The following is a 23,835-nucleotide window of genomic DNA, read 5'->3' on the forward strand; positions in this document are numbered from 1 at the left end:
CAGGGATGTCCATATTAGATAATGATTAGGAGGAGAACGTAATGGATGCAAGCCAATTGATACAAACAGGAATAGCCGGTCTGATCGAGGGGCAGGATCTGAACCGCCAGCAGGCTCGTGAAATTATGGGTACAATTATGGAAGGATTGGCTTCACCGGCGCAGATAGGCTCACTGCTGACCGCGCTGCGGATCAAAGGGGAAACAGTGGAAGAGATCACCGGATTCGCAGAAGCGATGCGCGGATTCAGCACACATGTGGTTACTGAACGCTCACAGCTGCTTGACACATGCGGAACCGGAGGCTCCGGCATCCATAAGTTCAATATCTCCACGGCCTCGGCGATTATCTCTTCCGCAGCTTCCGTCAGAGTAGCCAAACACGGCAACCGTTCCGCATCGGGCAGAGCGGGCAGCGCTGATGTGCTTGAGGCACTTGGAGTTAATATTCATTTAAATGCAGAGCAAGCCGTGCAATGTCTGGAAAGTATCGGCATCTGCTTCCTGTTTGCCCAAATTTATCACCCTTCGATGAAACATGCGGCAGCCCCCCGCAAAGAGCTCGGGTTCCGCACGGTGTTCAATATGCTGGGACCGCTCACGAATCCGGCAGGTGCAGACCGTCAGCTGATGGGTATCTACGACAGGGATAAGACAGAGATTGTGGCGAATGTCCTGAAGGAGCTGGGTTCCAAACGGGCGATGATTGTGAGCAGTCTGGACGGTCTGGATGAGATCAGTATCTCGGCGCCTACACAGGTGTCGGAACTGAAGAATGGTATAGTAACCACTTATGAGATCACTCCACAGGAACTGGGATTAAGCACACATCCCCTCGAGGATGTGCTTGGCGGTGATGCAGCTGAGAATGCTGCTATAATAAGAGGAGTACTGCAGGGCGGACTGAATCCATACCGTGATATTGTTCTTGCCAATGCCGGTGCCTGTATTTATGTGGCAGGACTTGCCGATACGTTAAAAGAGGGTGTAGACAAAGCAAGAAGTGTAGTGGATTCCGGTGCTGCACTCCTCAAGCTGGAGCAGCTTAAAGTGATGACGAAGGAGCTTGATTATGTATCTTGAACGGATTGTTGCCACCAAAGTCAATGAAGTAGAAGCTTTAAGCAAGTCATTCTCTGTGGATGAGGCTAAACAATTGATTGCGGCTATGCCACCAACAAAAGGGTTCCGCAATGCGCTTACGAAGTCACGAAACAGATCAATGGGTCTGATTGCCGAGGTAAAGAAGGCCTCGCCATCTAAAGGACTGATCCGGGCAGATTTCGATCCGGTAGCCATAGCCAAGGGCTATGAAGCAGGGGGTGCGGATTGTTTATCTGTGCTTACGGATAAAGACTATTTTCAGGGCAGTGATGCTTATCTGCAGCAGGTTAGAGAAGCGGTAAATCTTCCGCTACTGCGCAAGGATTTCATTATCGATGAACGTCAGATCTATGAAGCGCGTCTCCTTGGGGCCGATGCTGTATTGCTGATAGCAGCAATTCTAACCTCCGAACAGCTGATCTCCTACATCGATACAGCTGCTGAGCTGGGACTTGATATTCTGATCGAGGTGCATGACCGGAATGAGCTGGAGATCGTTCTAGCTACTGAGAAGATTGGACATCCGGGGGTCCTGCTCGGCATCAACAACCGTAATCTGCGTACTTTCGAAACGGCACTAACTACTACAGCGGAACTTGCTGCACTTCTTCCAGCCTCAGTGCCTGTAATCAGCGAGAGCGGAATAGCCGGTCCTGCAGATATCGATTATCTAAAGACTACGGGTGCAATCGGCGTTCTGGTAGGAGAGTATCTGATGCGCCAGCCGGATGTGGAACAGGCAGTAAATGAACTGCTTGGTGCGTTGCCGGAAGGGAAGGAACGTGCCACACATGGCTGAGACGGTAGTAAAAATCTGTGGACTTCAGGACGTTGAAGTGCTAAAATCTATGAAGCGATTACCTCTGGATTATATAGGATTTGTGTTTGCCGAGAGCCGCCGCAAGGTCAGTCCTGAACAGGCGGCAGAGCTTACTTCTGAGCTTGCGGGATGGGAGAACGGAAAGCCTCCGCTTACGGCGGGAGTGTTTGTAAATCCTTCGCTGGATGAGCTTGACGCGGTACTCTCCATTGTGCCGCTGAGTGTTATCCAGCTGCATGGCCAGGAGAGTGCGGACTATTGCCGGGCCGTCAAGGCAGCTTTTCCGCAGGTGCTGGTATGGAAGGCTCTTTCAGTAGCCGCTAATGAAGCTCAGTCTCCCGGGAACGGTCCTCAGGCTTTGCAGCAATATGCCGGTGCCATAGATGCCCTGCTGCTGGATACATATGACCCGGCCGGCAGCGGCGGGCTGGGGCGGACTTTTGAGTGGGATAGAATTCCTGCGTATCAACAGGCTGCTTCTGAATATGGTTTGCCTTTATTAGTAGCCGGCGGACTGCATCCGGATAATGTGCGTGAACTGCTGGATGGATATGCTCCATATGGTGTAGATGTTTCAAGCGGAGTAGAAACCGATGGAATGAAGGACATCGTTAAAATAACAGCTTTTGTGGAAAGGGTGAAGCAATCATGATACAAGTACCGGACAAGAACGGACGTTTTGGTTCTTTTGGAGGCCGCTTCGTTCCTGAAACGTTGATGAATGCATTGATAGAGCTGGAGGAAGCCTACAACAGGTTTTCCGCAGATCCGGCTTTTCAGAAGGAAGTAGATTATCTGCTCAAACAATACTCCGGACGGGAGACCCCGCTGTATTATGCGGAGCGCCTTAGCAAGCATCTTGGAGAGGCGAAAATATATTTGAAACGTGAAGACCTTAATCACACCGGAGCACACAAGATCAACAATGCAATCGGCCAGGGCATTCTTGCCAAAATGATGGGTAAAACCAAAGTAATCGCCGAGACCGGTGCTGGCCAGCATGGAGTAGCAACGGCTACAGTAGCTGCGCTGCTGGGGATGGAATGCAAGGTGTTCATGGGTGAAGAGGACACGCGCCGACAGGCGCTGAACGTATTCCGCATGAAGCTGCTGGGTGCAGAGGTTATTCCGGTGACCTCCGGTTCACGGACACTTAAGGACGCCGGGAATGAAGCTCTTCGCTACTGGGTGAGCAACGTCGAGGACACCTTCTACGTGCTGGGTTCAGCTGTAGGCCCTCATCCATACCCGATGATGGTCCGTAATTTTCAGCGGATTATCGGTGATGAGACGCGGCGTCAGATTCTGGAAGCCGAAGGAAGGCTGCCGGATCTGCTGGTAGCTGCAGTAGGCGGCGGCAGCAATGCGATCGGTATGTTCTATCCGTTCATGGAGGATGAGCAGGTGGGGATGATTGGGGTTGAAGCTGCAGGCAAAGGCGTGGACACTCCCTTCCATGCGGCAACCATGAGTAAAGGCACACATGGGGTCTTCCAGGGTTCACTCAGCTATCTGCTGCAGGATGAGCATGGACAGGTTCAGGAGGCACATTCGATCTCGGCCGGACTGGACTATCCGGGAGTAGGCCCTGAGCATTCCTATCTCAAGGATGTTCACCGGGCACAATATGTACCGGTTACGGATGATGAAGCCCTGGAGGCCCTGAAGCTGCTGTGTGTTACCGAAGGTATCATTCCGGCTCTTGAATCCGCTCACGCGATCGCTCATGTAATGAAGCTTGGACCGACGCTCACCAAGGACGATATCGTGGTAATCTGTTTGTCAGGGCGAGGCGACAAAGACGTGGAGTCGATCATGGCTTATACGGAAGGAGCGGGTAAGTAATGACAACCGAAACTACGAACCGGATGGATGTGACCTTCCGCAAGTTGAAGGAGGAGGGCCGGTCGGCGCTTATTCCTTTCCTGACTGTAGGCGATCCGGATCTGGAGACGACGCTCGAGATCATCGCTGAGCTGGAAGCAGCAGGCGCTGATATTCTTGAGCTTGGCGTGCCGTATTCCGATCCGCTTGCAGACGGTCCAGTGATCCAGCGGGCTTCTTCCAGGGCGCTTCGAGGCAATATACATCTTCGCACGTGCATGGAAACCGCATTGAAAGCACGTCAGGCAGGCAGCAAGCTGCCTTTTATCCTATTCACATATTATAATCCGGTTATGCAAATGGGACTGGACAGCTTTTTCTCTCTGCTGGATTCCCATGAGATTAGTGGCTTGATTATTCCTGATCTTCCGGTTGAAGAGTCAGAGGAAATGCGTGAACGGAGCCGTGCTGCCGGAGTGAATCTTATTCCGCTTGTAGCACCCACCTCAAGCGAACGTATAGCCCGGATTGTCTCAGGGGCCAGTGGTTTCGTCTACTGCGTGTCCTCACTTGGAGTGACAGGCGAACGTTCTACTTTCCATACAGGAGTGGATGAGTTCATAGCATCTGTCCGTCAGGTTACAGACCTTCCTGTGGCTGTAGGTTTTGGCATATCTACCGGGGAGCAGGTTGCACGGTTTGCCCGCATCTGCGATGGAGTGGTTGTAGGCAGTGCGATTGTCCGCAAGGTAGAGGATGTCATTCCTCTTCTGGATAATCCGGCTACCCGCAGTGAAGGCTTGTTGCAAATTCGTGAATTTGTGGCACAATTGAGACCATAACGTCTGCTGGCAGACCTGATACAATTGTAATATTTATGGAGAGCGAGGACCTTTCATGAATCCGAAACCGAATATCGTTAACCTCCCTGTCTACAAGCCAGGGAAGCCTATTGAGGAAGTGAAGAAGGAGCTTGGCTTAAGCGATGTCATTAAGCTGGCCTCTAACGAAAACCCGTATGGTTCTTCACCAAGTGCAAGATCTGCTATTATGGCGGAGCTTAACAATCTGTATCTTTATCCTGATGGCTCGGCGGCTGAATTAACAGCTGCATTAGCTGAGCATCTTGGAGTGCAGAGCGATAATATCATATTTGGCTGCGGCTCCGATGAGATTATCGCTTTGCTGGCCCGTGCATTTTTTCTGCCGGGAGACGAGACGATTATGGCAGATCAGACCTTTTCCGTATACAAAAGCAATGCCGATATTGAAGGTGCAGTCTCCATTGAAGTCCCTCTGGTCAACGGCACACATGATTTGGGCGCCATGCTGGCCCGCATTACAGACCGTACCAAAATCATTTGGGTCTGCAATCCCAATAACCCGACAGGAACGATCGTATCGGAGGAAGCATTGGTCACTTTCCTGAATGCCGTGCCGTCTGGAGTGATGGTTGTCCTGGATGAGGCTTATTTTGAATATGTGACCGATCTTTCATACTCTAATGGAATCAAGCTGCTTGAATACTATCCGAACTTGGTTGTGCTGCGCACATTCTCCAAGATCTATGGGCTGGCTGCCCTGCGCATCGGCTATGGAGTGGCAAGCCCCCAGATTATTTCTTTGATTAACAAGGTACGGGAACCATTTAATACTTCGCGTCTGGCGCAGGCTGGAGCACTGGCTGCCCTGGCAGATCAGGAGTATGTGCAGGAGTGCCGCCGTCTTAACAGTGCAGGTATCGTGCAGCTTCAGGCGGAGTTCAAACGGCTGGGCCTTGTAGCCTTCCCGGCTCACGGGAATTTCATTATGGTAGATGTACGGAAACCGGCAGTTGATGTTTTTGATGCATTGCTGCGGCAGGGGATCATTGTCAGAGCAGGACACAAGCTGTACCCTACCTATATTCGTGTAACTGTCGGTTCGGCAGAGCAGAATAAGGCGTTTATTACTGCGCTGGAGCAGGCGCTCCGGGAACAGGGAGTACAGGTTTAAGGATCAACTGACAAGACGAATCTACAGAAGGCAGGTAGTTCAAAGAACATGACGACAAAAATAGCAATTTTCGGTGTCGGTCTGATCGGAGGCTCACTGGCCCTTTGCTTCAAAGGCAAGGAGGGCCTGACCGTTATGGGCCATGCCCACCGTCCTGAATCGGCAAAAAAGTACCTTAGCAGGGGTGTGGTCGATCAGGCCACACTTTCTCTTGAGGAGGCAGCGCTAGACGCTGATTTTATTTTTTTATGCGTACCTGTAGGCATGCTGGAGGATTACTTGCAGCGCCTCAGCAAGCTTCCGCTGAAGCCAGGCTGCATTATTACGGATGTTGGCAGCACCAAGGCCACTATTGCCGCCTGTGCAGTTTCACTGAACCTGCCTGGGGTTCATTTTATTGGTGGGCATCCAATGGCCGGGTCAGAACGCTCTGGTGTGGAGGCTGCATCTTCACTGTTGTTCGAGAACGCCTATTATGTCCTGACACCACCGCCGGGAGTGCCGGAGGAAGCGTATCAGGCCCTTGAAGCTTTGCTTCTACATACCAAAGCACAGATTGTCCGGCTTAATCCGGAGCGCCATGACGAGATTGTGGGGGCTATCAGCCACTTGCCGCATATTATTGCAGTTGCGCTGGTGAATCAGATCCGTACCTATGACGATACAGATTCCCTGTACAGCACTTTGGCTGCGGGGGGCTTCCGTGACATCACGAGAATTGCGTCCAGCGATCCGATTATCTGGCGTGATATTCTGTTGAACAACCGCCTAGTCATGCTTCGTCTGCTGAGGGACTGGAATGATGAGGTTTCATCATTCGTTCAATTGCTGGAGAACGCGGATGGGGAGGGCATTGAAGAGGCTTTCCTTGAAGCGGGCGGCTTCCGCAACCAATTGCCCGAGCGGCGTAAAGGAATGATCACTCCATTGTTCGATCTGCATATCGATGTTCCCGATCACCCGGGGATTATTGGACGGATCGCTACTGAACTCGGTGATCAGGGTATCAACCTTAGCAACGTACAGATTATTGAGAGCCGGGAGGATGTTCCGGGTATAATGCGCCTGTCCTTCCGTCAGGAGAATGATATGGAGCGGGCGAAGATTCTGCTGCAGCATCACGATTATACGGTATACGTATAGATGGAGAAGTTCCCCTTTGAGATTATATTCCGTACCCTCTGTTTCCATGGGGTAAAGGAGTGAAGCTTGAAGGGGATTTTTTTGTTTTATTATGCAGATCATCTCGAATAACACGAAATAGACAATAGGACTTGATAGGTGTTTTAGATGGGGGCTGGATATGAAAATAGACAAAAAAAGACCGCTTACATAATAAGCGGTTACAGTTCACAATTTCTTGGAACCGTCTAGTATTTGGATAGGAGTGGAGAGAAACCATACTGTACTTTTATTATATGTATCCGTTTACATTTTGTCAATACTTTATTCAAAGATAATAAATTTATCTTCAGCGACAGCTTACTGGGTCAGATAAAGAGTATAAAAGTATAACCAAATGGGGAATGGCCCTCTATTCTATGTCAACAACATCCCCCCGCTTAATTCGACGTTTGCATAACCTGGAATGGAGGTAATTCTGCCGCTAAAAGTCTATTAATGTCATCCTGCGAGATTGTATGTTATACTAGGGAAAGTATGTTTATAGATTTCCAGTCCACAGCAGACGACCCGGTATTTGGCTACCAGGAAATTTATGTATGTACATTTTTATTTCTGTATCCACTTACATTATGCCTTATTTATTGGGTACATGAATATACATAGGAAGTATTGCGTGCAACAGAGCGAAATTATAGTATTACCGCAACTTTTTGAACCTCGGCCGGTATAAGATTATGGACCGGACGGGACTACACGTGCAAGGGCGAGGAGGGCCGAACTCACCATGACGGATTCCCAGTTGATCCAGCTAATCAAGCAAGGAAACACAGAGATATATTCAGAATTAATGCGGCGCTATCAACGGAAAATATTGGCTTTTGTATACCATATGCTTAAGAATTCCCACATGGAGCTTCTTGCTGAGGATCTATGCTCGGAAACCTTTTATAAGGCGTTCCGGAGTCTGCATTCCTTCCGTGAAGTGGACGCGTCGTTCTCCACATGGCTGTACACCATTGCCCGGAATACTGTGCTAAGTGAGCTTCGCAAGAACCGTGCCGGTAACGTGTCTCTGGAGGAGAGCGGATATACTCCGGTCGCCCCGATTGAGGTGGCTCCAGAACAGGCTGCACTCCGTAAAGAACGGATGAATCTGGTTCGGGAAGCGATTAATAATCTTCCGGAGAAACAGCGCTCAGCGCTGATCCTGCGGGAATATGATCAAATGGACTACCAGGAAATAGCTGTAATACTGGATCAGAGTGTCAGCTCCGTGAAATCATTATTGTTCCGTGCCCGGAGCAGTGTGAAGCTTCAACTCGAATCCTATTTTTATGAGCCTGAAACAGAAGAGCAGGCTGAGAGGGTGTAAGGCCTATGAATTGCAGGGAAGCGCAGGATTCCATTCCGCTGTTGTGGGACGCTCCCCCCACGGACCCAAGGCGGATCAAGCTTGAAAGGCATATTGCCAATTGCTCCTACTGTTCAACGGAATGGGCGTTGTGGCAGGAGAGCAGTCTGCTTATGCGAGAAACACAGATAGAAGTCAGCGAAGAACGTGCGGAGACTGTGAATCTCCGGGTGATGGAGCGGATTTATCTGGAAAGTCCCTGGCTGTTGCCGGGGGATGGTAAATCTGCGGGGAATTCTGCCGTTTTCCGCCATAGGCTAATTCTTTGGATTGCATGTTTCCTGGCTGTTTTCATATCCAGCTTTCTGTATTTCACAATGTTCAGAACACCTGCCAATACTACAGTGGCACAGAGCGGAATTGTGGAGACCGGTGTGGCTGGTTTGTCTTTGGATTGGTCCTCCTCCTATCCTGCCTCTGAATCGGGTGGAGGAATCATTGAACCGCTCGTGGTGAGCATGGGGCCAACCCACCCGCAATATTGGATGATGCTCTCCATGCTTGGTATTGGCCTGTCGATTTTTTTACTGTACCGGTTGAACCGTTACCGCAGACAATAAAAAGTTCACTTTACCCTAAGGTAAAGCGGGCTTTTTTTTGGTTTGCCAGTCTGTAGATAATGTTAATGGCATCAGTATTCCTTCAAAAAGAAGACATTTGTTTTCATTCGTGTTACATTATTAAGCAAACATAAATGGAAGGCAGGGTGATAGGTGATGCTGATCGGCTTAATACGCCATGGGCTGACGGACTGGAATGCGGAAGGCAGAATTCAAGGGCAAAGCGACATTCCACTTAACGACGAAGGCCGGAGGCAGGCTGAGATGCTGGGAGACCGGCTTTTGCAGGAAACTTATCGCTGGGATTACTGCATCACCAGCAGTCTTTCCCGAGCAGCAGAGACAGGCAGAATTATCGCTGCTAAGCTGGGAATCCCACTGCTTGAACCGGATGAGCGCATCCGTGAACGCGCCTATGGCCAGGTTGAGGGAATGACTGCAGTACAGCGTGAAGAGAAATGGGGCAAGGACTGGAATCAGTTGTCTCTGGGACAAGAGACGGATGAGCAGCTTCAGGCGCGTGCTCTGGCTTTTATGGAGGAGATTGCAGCGCGTTATCCTAAGAAGAATATCCTCGTTATATCGCATGGAGGTTTTTTGGCCCAGCTCTACATTGCCTTATATAAAGACAAATATTCCGAACGTCTGGGTAATCTCTCTCTAACCATTCTGGAGAAGAATGAGAAGGAATGGAATCCACTGCTGTACAATTGTACACGTCATATTCTTCAAAATCAGCATTAACCCGACCCTTCGGGTTATTTTTTTTGTGCAAAAAGGAATAAAAAGGGCTGTATTTCCCATAATGGTAGTAAAACAGTGAGGCGATAAACGATGAATCTGGCGGATATGCTTAACTATGCGGACATTGGTCAGCTTACCGCCATTGCGGGACGCTATCAATGTGATTGCAAACGGAATTCCAAACATGATTTGATTCAGAGTATATTGATCCGACTGGGAAGCCGCGAATTTATGGAGTCTCATATTCGGGAGTGTGCTCCTGAGGAACTGCGGTTTCTGAATACCCTGTTGTTTGACGAGCGTAGCCAATTCAGTCTTGAGGATTTGCTGGCGGCAGCAAGGCAGGCTTCCTTCGATTCCGTACCAGGTAAAAAAGACGGGCACCGCGAGATGGTTGCCAGATTCAAAAATGCCGGCTGGCTGTTCAGGGGTGCATCCCAGCAAAACAGGTATTTGTTCCGGGTTCCGCAGGATCTGAAAATGCGTTTCCGTGAACGGATGGGTGAATTTATCAGGGAACAAATTACACCGATTCACGAGCCAGCCATCTACCGTGGCGAAGGAGAGATGCTGGCAGAGGATTTGCTTCTCTTTATGCGCTACGTTAGAGAGAATGAGCCGGAGCTGAACCAAGAGGGTGCGATGCATAAAAGGTACCAACAGGGTGTGATGAACGCTATTCAGATTCCTGAGCCTCTACTGGGTAAAGGGGGCTGGAAATTCGGCTATGGCAGAGCCTGTGAGCATTATCCTCCCCGGCTTGCCCTGATGGTTGATTACACACGACACCGCCGCTGGACTTCTGAAGAAGGTTATCGGCTTAGGCTTACACAGGAGGGAGAAATGCTGCTGGAGCAAGGGAAAGCTGAAAAGCTGATGCAGATATACTCCTTTTGGTTAAAACTGTATAAGGGCGCTATTCCAAATCTGCCATCACTCATATACTGGATTAGTGTAAGTGCGGGGAAATGGGTCACTGTTGCTTCACTAATAGAAGGTCTTGGCTGGTTAATCAAACCCTTTTATTATGATGATGCTGCTTCCATTATGGAGCAGCGCATCCTGCGGATGATGCTGCATTTGGGCATGATTCGGCTGGGCGAGACACCTGAGGGACCGGCTATAATAATGACGCGATGGGGGCTGGAGGCGGCGGTGCCGAAGCAATTGTTGTAGGCTTGCATACTGCAGCTGTATTCTTGGGGAACAGACTGATGCATTTTCGAGAAGTGCTAGGGGGAGAAGAATGCGGATAGCTTACGGGAATTACATACCACAGCTGGACGGATCTGTATACGTGGCGGAAGGTGCAAAGCTTGTTGGTGATGTTAGGATAGGACAGGAGTCGAGTGTCTGGTTCAACACTATATTACGCGGGGATCTGGCCCCGGTTATTATAGGGAGCCGCTGCAATATCCAGGATGGAACTGTGGGGCATGTGGCTGAGGGATTGCCATTGGTACTGGGTGATGACATATCGGTAGGCCACTCTGCGATTATTCATGGATGCAAAATAGGCAACGGCACATTAATCGGAATGGGTGCAATTGTTTTGAACGGTGCAGAGATTGGTGAATATGCTTTAATAGGAGCCGGATCTCTTGTAACCGAAAACAAAATTATTCCACCCTATACTCTCTCCCTAGGTTCACCTGCCAAAGTAGTCCGTGAATTAACCGAGCTGGATCTGCAGCGGATGGCCCGCACAAGCGAGAGTTATGTACTAAAAGCAAAAGAATATGGAAGGATCTAAACAGCGGAGGTGTATCGAATGGACAAAATGAAGGCTACCTATGAAGTGATGCTAGGACTTGCGGCAGAAATGGTGTGGGATGAAGCGCTTAGAAAGCGTCGTACCGACATCTTGTACCGGGAGATCGACACGGCGCTGGCTGCCGGTGATAAGACGGCGTTCCGCAATCTGACTGAGGAACTGAAAAGTCTGGCCTGAGAAAAATACAGGAAATGCGCCTGGCGCATTTCTTTTTTTTTGTTACAATGACATTCATAAGAAATAATACGAACCTGAGAGAAGGAGTGGGCTGTAATGAAATTCAGTGACTTCACTGCGGATAGCTGGTTAGACAACCGGAGATTTTTTGATACCTGCATCATCCCCTTTACTGGTCTTAAGGGTACGGAAAGCCCGCATGAAGTGGTGGAAGCACTTGAGAGACTGAGAGACTTTCTGGATCTGGCTGAAAAACCATATCAGGGGCGTGTCGTGACTTACCCGGCTATACAGTACAATGGAGCAGAAAGTTTCGCTCTCATAAATGAGATTTGCCGTAAAGTCAAATCCAGTGGATTCCAGTATGTGATCGTACTCAGCGCAGATATATCGCTTGCTGAACCGGACATTGATGAAAGCGATTTAGTTCTTTCCCTGCCTGTTATTCAGCGGTCTCAGAGTAAGACAACCGGAAGCTATATCAGAGATGAAATCTCGGGTTTATGGCATAAATGAAACAGGAGTAAATGTGACAGAAAATCAACAATTTACATGAGAACTCCGTAATACATCCGTCACAATTTAGACAATATTCTTGACGGCTTTTAGAGGCTGGGCTATGATTAGATTGAACCTGTGTCATGTGATAATTATCATTGAAAACGTATTATTTACAGAAATTAGATTTATCATCTACAGTTCAGGTGCCTTCTCAAATGTGAAAAGGGGGTTACACGCCGTATGAGCAGCCATAATGAGGAGCATGAATCATTTCCGCAAGGACCTCCCACCCGGAAAGAGATGTCTCGGAGGCAGTTTTTAACGTATACGCTTGGAGGGGCAACCGCTTTTATGGGTGCAGGTGCGATTCTGCCAATGATTCGTTTCGCAGTGGATCCGGTATTACATAAAAAAGGTGCGGGTGAATTTATTAAAGTTGCCGAAGCAGCCAAAATCACCGATGTTCCTCAGGAGTTTACCTTCGAATTGCCCCAGCAGGATGGATGGTATGCCAGCACAGCTACGCTGACTGCGTGGATCCGGAAAGACGAGAACGGAGATATTTATGCGCTTTCACCCGTCTGCAAGCATCTGGGATGTACAGTCGGCTGGAATAATGACAAGGCATATCCAGATGAATATCACTGCCCCTGCCACGGAGCTAGATATACGAAGCTGGGTAAAAACCTTGCCGTTGCCCCTAAGCCCCTTGACCAGTACAAGACTAAAATTGATGGGGATTGGGTCTACCTGGGCGAGATAGTTCCCAATACCGAGGTTAAAAAGGAGGCGTAGATCTGATGTTTAAGAATGTCTACAACTGGATTGATGAACGTCTGGATATTACGCCGATCTGGAGAGATGTTGCCGATCATGAGGTTCCTGAACACGTGAACCCGGCTCATCATTTCTCGGCCTTTGTGTATTGCTTTGGCGGACTCACTTTTTTCATTACGGTCATTCAGATTTTATCAGGTATGTTTCTCACCATGTATTATGTGCCGGATATTATTAACGCATATGCCAGTGTGGAATATCTGCAGACCAAAGTAGCTTTTGGTCAAATTGTACGCGGCATGCATCACTGGGGTGCGAGCCTGGTCATTGTCATGATGTTCCTGCATACGATGCGTGTATTTTTTACAGGTTCCTATAAAGCGCCCCGTGAGATGAACTGGGTAGTGGGAATGCTGATTTTTTTCGTGATGCTGGGCCTCGGTCTTACCGGGTATCTGCTGCCTTGGGACAATAAAGCCTATTTCGCTACCAAGGTTACACTTGAGATTGCCAATTCCGTACCGGTTATGGGGCCGGTGCTGAAGGAGCTGATGCAGGGCGGCACCATCGTCGGTGCAGAAACGCTGACCCGTTTTTTTGCCCTCCATGTATTCTTCCTCCCGGCGGTCCTGCTTATTCTGCTCGTCGGACACTTTATAATGATCCGCAGACAGGGTATTTCTGGTCCGCTATGAGCCCTGACCACAGCTAAAGGAGGAAATGCAATGGCTCACGGAGACAACTCCAAAGAAAAGATTGTTTATGTGGGAGATTCCCGGGTGCGCAGAGGCAACGGCTTCATCACGCCACCGGATTACACGGCATACCCTGGCAAGTCGGAAGCATTTATTCCTAACTTTCTTCTTAAGGAATGGATGGTTGGCGTTGTGGTGCTGGTGGGTATTCTGGTCCTGACGATCTCTGAACCGGCTCCCTTAGGATTTCCTGCAAATGCCAGTGCTACAGTTATACCGATTCCAGACTGGTATTTTCTGTTTTTGTATCAGTATCTGAAATTGCCCTATGCTTCGGGCGATTATATCGTTCTGGGAACGCTTGGTGTTACAGGAGTAGCCTTTGGTTCGCTGCTGCTGGCTCCTTTTCTGGATACGGGCCGGGAGCGCCGCTTCTACCGCCGGCCGATCGCCTCTTCGCTGATGTTTCTTTCCCTGGCTGCGATCATCTATTTGACCAACACAGCCTGGACGGAATACAAGCATGAAATGGCTGAAACCGGCCAGATCCCCGAGGATGTGCAGCGTGAAGAAAAGGCGGCAGAGAACAAGGCGAAAGGCTTGCCGACCACCAGTGCCGTCCAGACAAAAGAAATTGCAATCGTGGACAAGGACGATCCAGCTATGGCTTTATACAAAAAGGCCACCTGTGTAGCCTGTCATGCAGTGGATATGAAGGGGGGCGGAGGGCCGCCGTCACTGAGAGGTGTAGGGGACACTCATGATAAGGAAGCGATCCTCGCCATTATTAAAAATGGCAAGGGCCAGATGCCTCCAATGTATGATACTGCAATGTCTGCAGGTCTCAGCGAGCAGGATATTGACAGTCTCGCAGGCTGGCTTGCCAAACAAAAAAGCGAACAGTAAAATAATGATAACGCACAAACCTGATCGTAACTGCGGTCGGGTTTTTGTATGCTTTCATTCCAAGCTGCCACAATCGGGAGGTTAAAATTGTATATGCCGGTACACTGGTTTGATAGGTTGTTTAGACACCGGGGCGTCATGTGGTTGCTCTTCATTGTGAATGTTCTTGGTACGGTTTACGGATACATATGGTATGGTAATCAATTGGAATACACAGCGGAAAATTATCCTTCATGGCTGCTTCCATTCGTTCCGGACAGTCCGACGGCAAGCCTGTTCTTTACGCTTGCTTTGCTGTTGCTGCTTTTTCCACCCAAAGGGATCAAAGGGACACTCATCCGTGAGCTTATAGAGGCTCTTGCTGTTGTAACCTCAGTGAAATATGGGATTTGGGCAGTCAGTATTATTTTTGCTGGAGGTTATCAGGGAGATTCAATAAGCTGGAAGGATTGGATGCTGGTTATTTCGCATACCGGCATGGCGGTGGAGGCGCTGATCTACGCCCGCTTCTTCTCCTTCCGCAGAATGCTGCCGATAGCGCTGCTGTGGGCTTTTGCCAATGATATGGTGGATTATTCGGAAGGTGTGTTTCCGTGGCTTCCGAATGTGCTCGAAGATAACGTGACCGAAGTTCAATATTACACCATCGCTTTGACCTTCCTGAGCACCGCCTTAGCCTGGTTATTCGGAGGCAGATCCAGAAGGACTATACAGCCGGACAGGCCTAGGCTCTGAGGCTGGAACCATGTTCTAACTCTTGTCCTCCTGCCATATATTTAGAGGCAGGAGGGATGTCTCATGCCGTTCAGGACATATGTGGTGCTGACAGGATTGATGATATGCTGGCTGCTGGCTGGCATGAATACCGGGACCGTTAGTGCAGAAGCTGGTATGCGGGAGCCAAACAGCAGGCTCTCTGTTCAGACAGGAGATGCTGTAAGCAGTTATGCACCGGCGCTCACCGCAAGGAACGCTGCCCAGCGCCTGGATGAAGCGGCCGAGGCTCTATATGGTTATGTGCTGGAAGGAAATGTGGTGAAGGCCAGACAGCAGAGTGAGAAAGTATCGCAGATTTTTGTGTCGTCTTCGTTCGAGGGCCTGACTACAGTGGAAGGGATCAATGCGTTGTCTGATGTCATTATTGACTTAAAGGCCACACTTGCCGCAGCGCAGATTGATCCGCAGAAATGGGAGGCGGCGGCAGCAAAGCTCCGGTTGGCTGCGAACAGTCTTAATCATCCGCGACAGCCGATGTGGCTGCAATATTATAAGCTGATCCGAGAGGATCTTAATGATATGGAAAAGAGTGCGGCTGCTAATGATCTCAAAAGCTGGCAGACCGCTCTGGAACGTCTCCAGAGCAGATACGATAATATCCGTCCCGCAATTATTATTTCCCGGTCTCCGGAAACGGTCAATGCATTTGATACCTGGCTGTCCTACGCGGCCGGGATTCCGTCTTCCTCACAGCCAGTAGGGCGTGCACGGCTGCTGGAGATTATCTCCTACGGGCAGGATGCTGCCAGGGTACTGTTTGGCAAAGAAAGGGATGAACCTGCTCTATCGCTCCCGCTCACCCCGCCAGGTTACGGGGCATGGGGCCTGCTTGCCGGCGGATTCATCGTTGCTGCACTTGTCTACGCAGCATTTCGCAAATACCGGGGGGAGAATGAGGAATGGAAGCCGGTATAGAGCGGTAGTAGAGTCGATGTTACAAAGTCATTGTCATAGTATTTACGGAAGAAGCCGAATCGTTATGCCATCAAAAAAAGACTGCTATGCTTGCAAAGTAACTTGCAAGTATAGCAGTCTTCTTCTCGTGAGCTAGAGTCACTTTGCCGTATTAGGTCTGCCGGAAACCCTCACCGTGGACGTCGTGGACATCACTTATAATGACAAAGGCCTTAGCATCGACGGATTTGACCAATTGACTGAGGCGGCGGATTTCCTGACGGGAGACTACACAATAGACCATGTATTTGGCCTGCTTGGAGTATGCACCGATAGCGGGAATCAGTGTGACTCCACGATCCATTTCCGCTGTAATCAGATCGGCAATCTGCGGGGCGTCGTCACTGATGATCGTGAAAGCTTTGGCTGCATAAGCACCCTCCTGGATGAAATCAATCACCCGTGAAGAGATGAAGACTGCTACCAGGGTGTAAAGAATTTTTTCACGGGGAATATAGAGCAGGGAAGCGCCGATAATGATTACATCGACAGCCAGGATAATCTGCCCCATACTCCATCCGAACTTACGTCCGAGGATTCTTGCCACAATATCGACTCCACCTGTGGTGCCTCCGAACCGGAATACGATACCGAGTCCAAGGCCGAGTGTAACCCCAGCATATAATGAAGCAAGAATAAAGTCATGTTCTGTGCTGAAGGTGATAATCCAGCCGGCATCAATCATACGCTCAAACAGCCAGAGGAAAAACGACAATGCGCCGATTCCCACACCTGTGTAGGCGATTTGCCGTCCGCCAAGGACCTTCCAGCCCAGTAAAAAGAGCGGCAGGTTAAGCAGTAATGTGGTTAAAAAAATGGGGATGTTAAAAGCATAGTTGAGCAGGATGGTAATCCCGGTTACCCCGCCCTCCATTAATTGGTTGGGTACGATAAAGTACAGCAGCCCAAATGCATATACGGCCGCACCCAGCATGATTGGTGCTGCCGTTTTGACAATAGTGGAAGCTACTTTGGATGTTGAAGTCATGTAATCCCTCGCATGGCCCAATTATGGGCATAATGTATTGGTAAGCTTCTTAATAAAGGGTTGCATTTCATGTTATTATGGCATTCACCGGTTGTCCGGGGCCTTGGGATATATGTAATCGCCAAAAAAGATTTGTCTTCAAAACGTCTTTACGATAACATAGGGGCAAACAGAAGGCAAGAACATACAGGGGGCGAAGAAACATTTTATGGATAAAAGTCTTGGTGACATACAGCGAGAGGTTGACGCTTATATCTCTCAATTTAAAGAAGGTTACTTCAGCCCGCTGTCCATGCTGGCCCGGATGTCGGAGGAGGTGGGCGAACTCGCCCGTGAAGTTAACCATCAGTTTGGCGAGAAACCCAAAAAAGCAGATGAAGCTGATAACTCAATCGAGCTTGAGCTGGGAGATATTTTGTTTATTACGGTTTGCTTCGCCAATTCACTGGGAATTGACCTCACCGAGGCCCACAATAAAGTGATGCACAAGTTCAATACCCGTGATGCCGGACGGTGGACACTTAAAAACACCGATTAGGCTTCTATATCATATGCTGTACCAAACGAACGGGATTTAGCCGTGAGGATGGTGGGCAAATGGATCATAACGATTATGTAAAAGCGGCTTACCGCTCTATACTCCGCAGTGATTTTGCTGAGGCAATCACTTTGTTTGAATCGGCAATTGCGGCCAGTCCGGACGATGCCGAAGTCAGATACCGCTGCTCCATTACTTACGCCCGCAGCGGCATGCTAGAAAAAGCGCTGGAGCATGCAGAGGCGGCGGTGAAGCTGGATAGAGACAAATCGGAGTATGGGCTTCACCTGCAGCATTTGCAGGCCCTGCAACTTGTAAGAGAGGCCAAAAGGCTTCTGGAGGATGAACATACAGGGACTATTAATCCCTATCGTCCGATTACCTTATTGAAGGAAGCAATAGTCCTGGATCCCTTATATGGGGATGCATATGTATGGCTCGCTATCGCACACAGCCGGATGAATGAGCATGTGCAGGCGATTGCCGCACTCAAAGAAGTAATGGCATTGCATCCCGATGATCTCGGGTTGCTGCAGCTCATGAAAGACCTTCAAAAATCATTGCAAAAATACTTGGGATAATTAGAACGAGACATAGCGAGGAGGAATAAGGGTGAGTGACAAGATCAGAGTTATCGTCTCCGGAGCAGGAGGCAGAATGGGCAAAGAGGTTGTTAAGCTGGTGCTGCAGGATGAGGAGCTGGAGCTTGCAGCAGCTGTAGACCGTTCGGCAAGCGGCAGCGATGCCGGCCGTATAGCAGGGCTGGAGGAGAGCGGAGTAAAGATTGTGGCTGATCTGGAAGCTGCCCTTGCAGAGAGCGGCGGAGAGGTTCTCGTAGATTTCACTACCCCGCAGTCGGCTTATACTAATACTGCACTTGCGATCAAATATGGGGTGCGTCCGGTAATCGGTACTACCGGATTCACTCCAGAGCAGATTTCCGAGCTGGACAAGCAATGCCAGGATCGGGGAATTGGGGGACTTATTGCGCCCAATTTCTCGATTGGAGCGATTCTTTTGATGAAATTTGCAGCTCAGGCGGCCAAATACTTTCCGCATCTGGAAATTATCGAAACCCATGGAGACCAGAAGCTGGATGCTCCTTCGGGGACTGCCATTAAGACAGCAGAGCTGATTTCGGAAGTGCGGCAGGAGCTCCGTCAGGGGAATCCTGAGGAAGAGGAAGTGATCGAAGGCGCACGCGGGGGCTATTATAACGGCTTTCGAATTCACAGTCTGAGACTTCCTGGCGTATTTGCGCAGGAAGAAGTGGTCTTTGGCGGGTATGGGCAATCGCTTAAAATCCGGCATGACTCCTATGAGCGGGCAGGTTATATGCCCGGAGTCAAAATGGGGATACAGAAGGTGATGGGCTACACCGGATTAATTTATGGATTTGAGCATTTTATTGAATAGACGGGGGATATCATCATGTTAAAAATCGCATTTATCGCGCATGACCGTAAGAAAGATGAAATGGTTAATTTTGTGACTGCTTATGAGCATGTATTTGTAGGACATGAGTTGTTTTCTACAGGAACTACCGGTCAACGGATTATGGAAGTAACGAACTTGTCCATTCACCGCTATATGTCTGGTCCCCTTGGCGGTGATCAGCAGATTGGTTCTATGGTGGCTACGGATGAGTTAGATCTGATTATTTTTCTACGGGATCCGCTGATGGCGCAGCCGCATGAACCGGATATTACGGCTCTGCTTCGCCTCTGTGATGTATATGGTATTCCGGTGGCAACCAATATCGCAACAGCCGAGATTCTGGTCAAAGCGATTGACCGCGGCGATTTCGCATGGCGTGAGCTTGTACATAAATACAAGCCGGGTGTGGATGAATGAAGCTCGATATTCTTGTGTTCGGTGCACATGCTGACGATGCGGAGATCGGCATGGCGGGAACTATCGCCAAACATACTGCCGCGGGGCTCCAAGTTGGTTTATGCGATTTGACAGAAGCGGAAATGTCCTCGAACGGAACTGTAGAACGCCGCAAAATCGAGGCACAACAAGCTGCTGATCTACTCGGGGTTTCGGTGCGCACGAATCTGGGTCTTCCTGACCGCGGGCTGTACCTGACAGAGAATCATCTGGCGGCAGTGACGCGGGAAATCCGCAGATTCGCACCAGATATTGTATTTGCACCTTATTGGGAAGACCGGCATCCGGATCATATTGCCTGCAGCAAGCTGGTGGAAGAAGCGGTATTTAATGCCAAGCTTCGGAAATATATGCCGGACGAGCCTTCAGTGCCTGCGCCCCAGCTGTATTTCTATTTCATTAATGATTTGGGGCGGACGGATCTTATTGTGGATGTGACTGAGCATTACAGCCTTAAGGAGCAGGCGCTGTCCTGCTACCGGTCCCAGTTTGAGAAGATCCCAGGAGAAGACGTCGTCTCTACTCCCTTAACTGAAGGATATATAGAACGTGTTCGTTCCAGGGATATGCTGCTTGGACAACGGAGACTGATTCCGTATGCGGAGGGATTCGCCAGTAAAGTGCCGTATGCTGTTGATATGTTCAATTCACCCGTCAGACAGCGGCCCAATCAATAACCTTTCTAATTTGGTCAAAAACCACTATAATAAATTCATATCATTACACAAAGTAATAAACATAAGTAGGATGAAGGAGACGGAGCGATGGACCGTTTAAAAATAGGCATCACCTGTTATCCGTCTCTTGGCGGTTCGGGTGTTGTGGCAACAGAACTGGGCAAACTTTTGGCTGAAAAGGGTCATGAGGTCCATTTTATAACACATAGTATCCCTTTCCGGCTTGGAACGTTTCAGAAGAATATCTTTTATCATGAGGTTGAGGTTAATGATTATTATGTTTTCCGTTACCCCCCTTATGATCTGGCGCTTGCGACAAAGATGGCACAGGTGGCTAAAATGGTGGGACTGGATCTGTTCCATGTCCATTATGCCGTACCTCATGCGGTCTGCGCCTATCTGGCTAAGCAAATGCTGGGCAATGATATCAAAGTAGTAACTACCCTGCATGGTACGGACATTACGGTGCTGGGACAGGATGAATCGCTGAAGGACTTGATTCGGCTCGGGATTAATGAGAGTGATGCGGTGACAGCCGTTTCGCAGGACCTTATCAAAGAGACCCGCAAGGTACTCGATATTACCCGTGATATTGATCTTACGTATAATTTTGTTGACAAGCGTGTGTATTATCCGCGGGATGTGACGGATCTGCGGGAGGATTTTGCCGCACCTGATGAAAAAATTCTGATGCATATCAGCAACTTCCGGCCGGTCAAACGGGTATCGGATGTGGTGGATATTTTCGCCAAAGTGAATCAGGAGCTGCCGTCTCGTCTGCTTCTGGTTGGAGAAGGACCGGAGCTGCCCAAAATCCAGGCTAAAATCTCTGAAATGGGGCTGGATGACAAGGTTCGTTTTCTTGGCAAGCAGGATGAGATCGCACAGGTAATATCCTTGGCTGATCTGCTTCTGCTGCCTTCGGAGAAGGAGAGCTTTGGTCTGGTTGCACTGGAGGCAATGGCTTGCGGCGTACCGACTATCGGTTCGGAGGCCGGAGGCATTCCTGAGCTGATCCAGCATGGAAAGACTGGGTTTCTTGCACCCATCGGAGATACGACCTCAATGGCGAAGTATGCTGTTAAGCTATTGTCCGATCCCGGCTTGGAAGAGCAGTTCAAACATGCGTGTCTCGAACGGGCCTGCCATGGTTTCAGCAGAGATGTGATCACCAATCAATACGAAAATATCTATTACCGGGTATTGGGGCGCAAAGTGCGCGGATTGGATCCGATCCAGAGTTAGGGAGTGTTTGCGGTATGAATTGGACAATGGCGCCTTCCGGAATGGCTGAGGCGGCGAATGTAGTGTTGACCCGCCTGCTTGAGCAAGGCCATGAGGCATATTTCGTTGGCGGATGTATCCGTGATGAGCTTCTTGGACGGCCGGTGCACGATATGGATCTGACCACCTCGGCTCTGCCTGAAGAGGTTATGAGTCTTTTTCCGCGCTGTATCCCGACTGGACTTGCACATGGAACTATTACTGTTCTTCAGGATGGCTGGAGCTTTGAGGTGACGACGTACCGGACGGAGAGCGGTTATGCCGACCACCGCCGTCCGGAACACGTCTTATTTGTAAAAGATGTGAAGGAAGACCTACGCCGGCGTGATTTTACGATCAATGCGATGTGCTGCGGTCTGGACGGAGTAATGGTAGATCCTTATGGAGGAGCAGAAGATTCAAAGAAACACCTGATCCGCTGTGTAGGTGACGCTGAGGAACGCTTCGATGAAGATGCGCTGCGCATGCTCCGCTGCGTCCGCTTTGCTTCAGTGCTTGATTTCCGGGTCGCCAAGAATACTTGGCGCGGACTTCTGCGCCAGCGGAACAAGCTGGCGCATATTGCCGTAGAACGCGTTCGCGCGGAGCTTGAACGCATTGTCCTCGGCCCGCACCCACTGCGCGGCCTCGGGCTGCTTACGCGCAGCGGGCTGCTGCCGCGCGGCAAAGCGCCGTTCCCCTGGACCGGCAGTGACATGGCGGCAGCCGCCGCCCTGACAGCCGGGATCGGGGATCTGCAGGACGCCCACCTGCGGTGGGCGCTCCTGCTGCATGCCCTGAAGCGGTCGGCCTCAGAGGCCGACGAGCTGCTACGGGCATGGACGTTCCCGGGGGCGACGCGCACCGCCGTCGCCAGGGTGCTGCGCGTCCGCGAAGCGTGGGACGCAGCGCTTGCAGAGGTGCCGCCTGGGGAACCCGGCGGCACGGAGGCCTTGCGGCGGCGCTGGATCGCCGCCGTGCTGGCCCACGGCCAGTCAGCCGCCGAAGGATGGCTGACGCTGCTTGCGGCGCTGCCGGAGGCCGCCGTAAGCGCCTTCGCCGCGCAGCGGCCTACCGCGCCGGATGCAGGCGCCCCCGCCGCGCAGCGGCCTAACGCGCTGGATGCAGGCGCCCCTGCCGCGCAGCGGCCTACCGCGCCGGGCATTCCCATTCTGCGGTCATGGACTGCAGGGATGCCGCTCCATACATTGGCCGAGCTGGCGGTGACGGGCAAAGAGCTGGCAGCAGTACTGCAGAAGCGGCCGGGTCCATGGCTGGGAGAGCTATTGCAGCAGCTGTTAATGGCTGCTGCGGTAGGGGACATTCCCAATGACAATCGATATTTGCTTCTGGAAGCAACAAAAAGGATGGATAGTAATGAACAGTAATGACAAGCCCCTGCTATCCGGGGGTGGACGGGAAAGTTTTGTATCCAGTTGGCTGAAACGTGTGCAGCTACGGGAAGAGGTGGTTTCTACTCAGGAAGAAGCCAAGAAGCTTGCCGAGAACGGTGCTCCCGAAGGTACATCTGTACGGGCTGAAGCGCAGACCGGGGGCAGGGGGCGTATGGGCCGGAAATGGCATTCCCCCAGTGGCAAAGGCATTTGGATCAGCATAGTGCTGCGACCAGACCTTCCATTGTCACTAACTCCTCAGCTTACCCTGCTCTCCGGAGTTGCCGTCTGCAGAGCCATCCGTGAGGTTACTGGCGTACAGGCGGGGATTAAGTGGCCCAATGACCTGCTAGCGGGCGGACGCAAAATCTGCGGCATCCTGCTGGAGTCCTCCCTTCGGGAAGGCGGTCTTCATTACTGCATTGCCGGTATAGGCATTGCCGTTAATTTGACGGAAGAGGATTATCCTCCGGAACTGAAGGACATCGGCACCTCTTTGTTGATCGAAGGCGGCGGCATCCCTGTTGACCGTACAGCGCTTACTGAGGCCGTTCTGACTGAACTGGAGTACTTATATATTCTTTACAGAGAACAGGGATTCAAGCCGATCAGAGAGCTGTGGGAGTCCATGTCCGTCACACTGGGACGCCAGGTCTTTTATAATACTCCGGAAGGACGCTGTCAGGCCACTGCAGTGGGGCTTGATGACAACGGCGGGTTGCTGCTTAAGGACCGAACGGGTGCCGTGTCGAGCGTGCTGTCGGGAGAGATAGAAATGATCTAAGATGACAAGGTCCCATTCCTTGTCATCTTTTTTTGAAGAGATCAATGTATTGGATTGGCGCCTTATACTCCCTTTTCTTTTTGTGAAATGGTTCGCTTCTTTTTTCAAAGGACAGCAAACTTGTTTCTTCTTGGTTTACTTGCCTGCAGATTTTG

Annotated in this window: 28 protein-coding genes and 1 pseudogene; 28 read left to right on the top strand and 1 reads right to left on the bottom strand. The window is 50.3% G+C overall.

Annotated elements, in window-relative coordinates:
- The first annotated feature begins 41 nt into the window (after nt 1-41).
- The 20 genes and pseudogenes from trpD (at nt 42) to AC0MA3_RS18805 (ending at nt 16,104) form a co-directional block, all read left to right on the top strand.
- On the top strand, nt 42-1,082 hold the full coding sequence (trpD, locus tag AC0MA3_RS18710) for an anthranilate phosphoribosyltransferase (RefSeq protein WP_379162362.1): 1,041 nt from the start codon (nt 42-44) through the stop codon (nt 1,080-1,082).
- Nucleotides 1,072-1,902 (top strand): indole-3-glycerol phosphate synthase TrpC, encoded by an 831-nt coding sequence (gene trpC / locus AC0MA3_RS18715; RefSeq protein ID WP_379162365.1) that lies wholly within the window; start codon nt 1,072-1,074, stop codon nt 1,900-1,902. The genes trpD and trpC overlap by 11 nt, the downstream gene beginning before the upstream one ends.
- Entirely contained in the window at nt 1,895-2,575 is a 681-nt protein-coding gene (locus tag AC0MA3_RS18720; RefSeq protein WP_379162368.1) for a phosphoribosylanthranilate isomerase, read from the top strand. Before trpC ends, AC0MA3_RS18720 begins: the two co-directional genes overlap by 8 nt.
- The gene (gene trpB / locus AC0MA3_RS18725) at nt 2,572-3,768 is read left to right on the top strand and encodes a tryptophan synthase subunit beta (protein WP_379162371.1); all 1,197 of its coding nucleotides are present in this window, start codon (nt 2,572-2,574) and stop codon (nt 3,766-3,768) included. The genes AC0MA3_RS18720 and trpB overlap by 4 nt, the downstream gene beginning before the upstream one ends.
- Nucleotides 3,768-4,589, top strand: a complete 822-nt coding sequence (gene trpA / locus AC0MA3_RS18730; RefSeq protein WP_379162374.1) for a tryptophan synthase subunit alpha — start codon at nt 3,768-3,770, stop codon at nt 4,587-4,589. The genes trpB and trpA overlap by 1 nt, the downstream gene beginning before the upstream one ends.
- A gap of 55 nt (nt 4,590-4,644) precedes the next feature.
- Nucleotides 4,645-5,742, top strand: a complete 1,098-nt coding sequence (gene hisC, locus AC0MA3_RS18735) for a histidinol-phosphate transaminase (RefSeq protein ID WP_379162377.1) — start codon at nt 4,645-4,647, stop codon at nt 5,740-5,742.
- A 48-nt stretch (nt 5,743-5,790) separates the two neighbouring features.
- Nucleotides 5,791-6,885: a prephenate dehydrogenase gene (locus AC0MA3_RS18740; protein WP_379162380.1), complete on the top strand. Its 1,095-nt coding sequence runs from the start codon at nt 5,791-5,793 to the stop codon at nt 6,883-6,885.
- A gap of 766 nt (nt 6,886-7,651) precedes the next feature.
- A complete protein-coding gene (locus AC0MA3_RS18745; RefSeq protein WP_379162383.1) occupies nt 7,652-8,239 on the top strand; it encodes an RNA polymerase sigma factor in 588 nt (195 codons plus the stop codon).
- A gap of 5 nt (nt 8,240-8,244) precedes the next feature.
- A pseudogene (locus AC0MA3_RS18750) lies at nt 8,245-8,340 on the top strand (anti-sigma factor family protein); the annotation flags it as partial.
- Nucleotides 8,341-8,391: 51 nt separating this feature from the next.
- On the top strand, nt 8,392-8,838 hold the full coding sequence (locus AC0MA3_RS18755; RefSeq protein ID WP_379162386.1) for a hypothetical protein: 447 nt from the start codon (nt 8,392-8,394) through the stop codon (nt 8,836-8,838).
- A gap of 156 nt (nt 8,839-8,994) precedes the next feature.
- On the top strand, nt 8,995-9,582 hold the full coding sequence (locus AC0MA3_RS18760; protein ID WP_379162390.1) for a histidine phosphatase family protein: 588 nt from the start codon (nt 8,995-8,997) through the stop codon (nt 9,580-9,582).
- A 90-nt stretch (nt 9,583-9,672) separates the two neighbouring features.
- The gene (locus tag AC0MA3_RS18765) at nt 9,673-10,758 is read left to right on the top strand and encodes a hypothetical protein (protein WP_379162393.1); all 1,086 of its coding nucleotides are present in this window, start codon (nt 9,673-9,675) and stop codon (nt 10,756-10,758) included.
- Between the two features lie 70 nt (nt 10,759-10,828).
- The gene (locus AC0MA3_RS18770; protein ID WP_379162396.1) at nt 10,829-11,335 is read left to right on the top strand and encodes a gamma carbonic anhydrase family protein; all 507 of its coding nucleotides are present in this window, start codon (nt 10,829-10,831) and stop codon (nt 11,333-11,335) included.
- A gap of 18 nt (nt 11,336-11,353) precedes the next feature.
- Nucleotides 11,354-11,533, top strand: a complete 180-nt coding sequence (locus AC0MA3_RS18775; protein ID WP_020427670.1) for an IDEAL domain-containing protein — start codon at nt 11,354-11,356, stop codon at nt 11,531-11,533.
- Between the two features lie 96 nt (nt 11,534-11,629).
- On the top strand, nt 11,630-12,049 hold the full coding sequence (locus tag AC0MA3_RS18780; RefSeq protein WP_379162400.1) for a DUF2487 family protein: 420 nt from the start codon (nt 11,630-11,632) through the stop codon (nt 12,047-12,049).
- Nucleotides 12,050-12,274: 225 nt separating this feature from the next.
- Nucleotides 12,275-12,829, top strand: a complete 555-nt coding sequence (locus AC0MA3_RS18785; protein WP_474657284.1) for a Rieske (2Fe-2S) protein — start codon at nt 12,275-12,277, stop codon at nt 12,827-12,829.
- Nucleotides 12,830-12,834: 5 nt separating this feature from the next.
- The gene (qcrB, locus tag AC0MA3_RS18790) at nt 12,835-13,506 is read left to right on the top strand and encodes a menaquinol-cytochrome c reductase cytochrome b subunit (protein WP_020427667.1); all 672 of its coding nucleotides are present in this window, start codon (nt 12,835-12,837) and stop codon (nt 13,504-13,506) included.
- Nucleotides 13,507-13,536: 30 nt separating this feature from the next.
- Nucleotides 13,537-14,412, top strand: coding sequence for a c-type cytochrome (locus tag AC0MA3_RS18795; RefSeq protein ID WP_379162407.1), 876 nt, complete (start codon nt 13,537-13,539; stop codon nt 14,410-14,412).
- A gap of 93 nt (nt 14,413-14,505) precedes the next feature.
- The gene (locus tag AC0MA3_RS18800; RefSeq protein ID WP_379162410.1) at nt 14,506-15,147 is read left to right on the top strand and encodes a DUF1405 domain-containing protein; all 642 of its coding nucleotides are present in this window, start codon (nt 14,506-14,508) and stop codon (nt 15,145-15,147) included.
- Nucleotides 15,148-15,210: 63 nt separating this feature from the next.
- Nucleotides 15,211-16,104: a sporulation protein YpjB gene (locus tag AC0MA3_RS18805; RefSeq protein ID WP_379162413.1), complete on the top strand. Its 894-nt coding sequence runs from the start codon at nt 15,211-15,213 to the stop codon at nt 16,102-16,104.
- Between the two features lie 151 nt (nt 16,105-16,255).
- On the opposite strand, the gene AC0MA3_RS18810 is transcribed toward AC0MA3_RS18805, so the two are convergent.
- Nucleotides 16,256-17,131 (bottom strand): YitT family protein, encoded by an 876-nt coding sequence (locus AC0MA3_RS18810; RefSeq protein WP_379162416.1) that lies wholly within the window; start codon nt 17,129-17,131, stop codon nt 16,256-16,258.
- Between the two features lie 208 nt (nt 17,132-17,339).
- Between AC0MA3_RS18810 and AC0MA3_RS18815 the strand changes: the two genes are divergently transcribed.
- The 8 genes from AC0MA3_RS18815 (at nt 17,340) to AC0MA3_RS18850 (ending at nt 23,680) form a co-directional block, all read left to right on the top strand.
- Entirely contained in the window at nt 17,340-17,669 is a 330-nt protein-coding gene (locus AC0MA3_RS18815) for a nucleotide pyrophosphohydrolase (RefSeq protein ID WP_074114995.1), read from the top strand.
- Nucleotides 17,670-17,728: 59 nt separating this feature from the next.
- The gene (locus AC0MA3_RS18820) at nt 17,729-18,250 is read left to right on the top strand and encodes a tetratricopeptide repeat protein (protein WP_379162420.1); all 522 of its coding nucleotides are present in this window, start codon (nt 17,729-17,731) and stop codon (nt 18,248-18,250) included.
- Between the two features lie 31 nt (nt 18,251-18,281).
- Nucleotides 18,282-19,085: a 4-hydroxy-tetrahydrodipicolinate reductase gene (dapB, locus tag AC0MA3_RS18825; protein ID WP_379162423.1), complete on the top strand. Its 804-nt coding sequence runs from the start codon at nt 18,282-18,284 to the stop codon at nt 19,083-19,085.
- Between the two features lie 15 nt (nt 19,086-19,100).
- Entirely contained in the window at nt 19,101-19,523 is a 423-nt protein-coding gene (mgsA, locus tag AC0MA3_RS18830) for a methylglyoxal synthase (protein ID WP_379162426.1), read from the top strand.
- Nucleotides 19,520-20,239: a bacillithiol biosynthesis deacetylase BshB1 gene (bshB1, locus tag AC0MA3_RS18835; RefSeq protein WP_379162429.1), complete on the top strand. Its 720-nt coding sequence runs from the start codon at nt 19,520-19,522 to the stop codon at nt 20,237-20,239. Before mgsA ends, bshB1 begins: the two co-directional genes overlap by 4 nt.
- Nucleotides 20,240-20,326: 87 nt before the next feature.
- A complete protein-coding gene (gene bshA, locus AC0MA3_RS18840) occupies nt 20,327-21,484 on the top strand; it encodes an N-acetyl-alpha-D-glucosaminyl L-malate synthase BshA (protein WP_379162432.1) in 1,158 nt (385 codons plus the stop codon).
- 14 nt (nt 21,485-21,498) lie between these two features.
- On the top strand, nt 21,499-22,890 hold the full coding sequence (locus AC0MA3_RS18845; protein ID WP_379162435.1) for a CCA tRNA nucleotidyltransferase: 1,392 nt from the start codon (nt 21,499-21,501) through the stop codon (nt 22,888-22,890).
- On the top strand, nt 22,880-23,680 hold the full coding sequence (locus AC0MA3_RS18850) for a biotin--[acetyl-CoA-carboxylase] ligase (protein WP_379162438.1): 801 nt from the start codon (nt 22,880-22,882) through the stop codon (nt 23,678-23,680). The genes AC0MA3_RS18845 and AC0MA3_RS18850 overlap by 11 nt, the downstream gene beginning before the upstream one ends.
- The last annotated feature ends 155 nt before the right edge of the window (nt 23,681-23,835 follow it).

The organism is Paenibacillus sp. LS-5 (assembly GCF_056121505.1).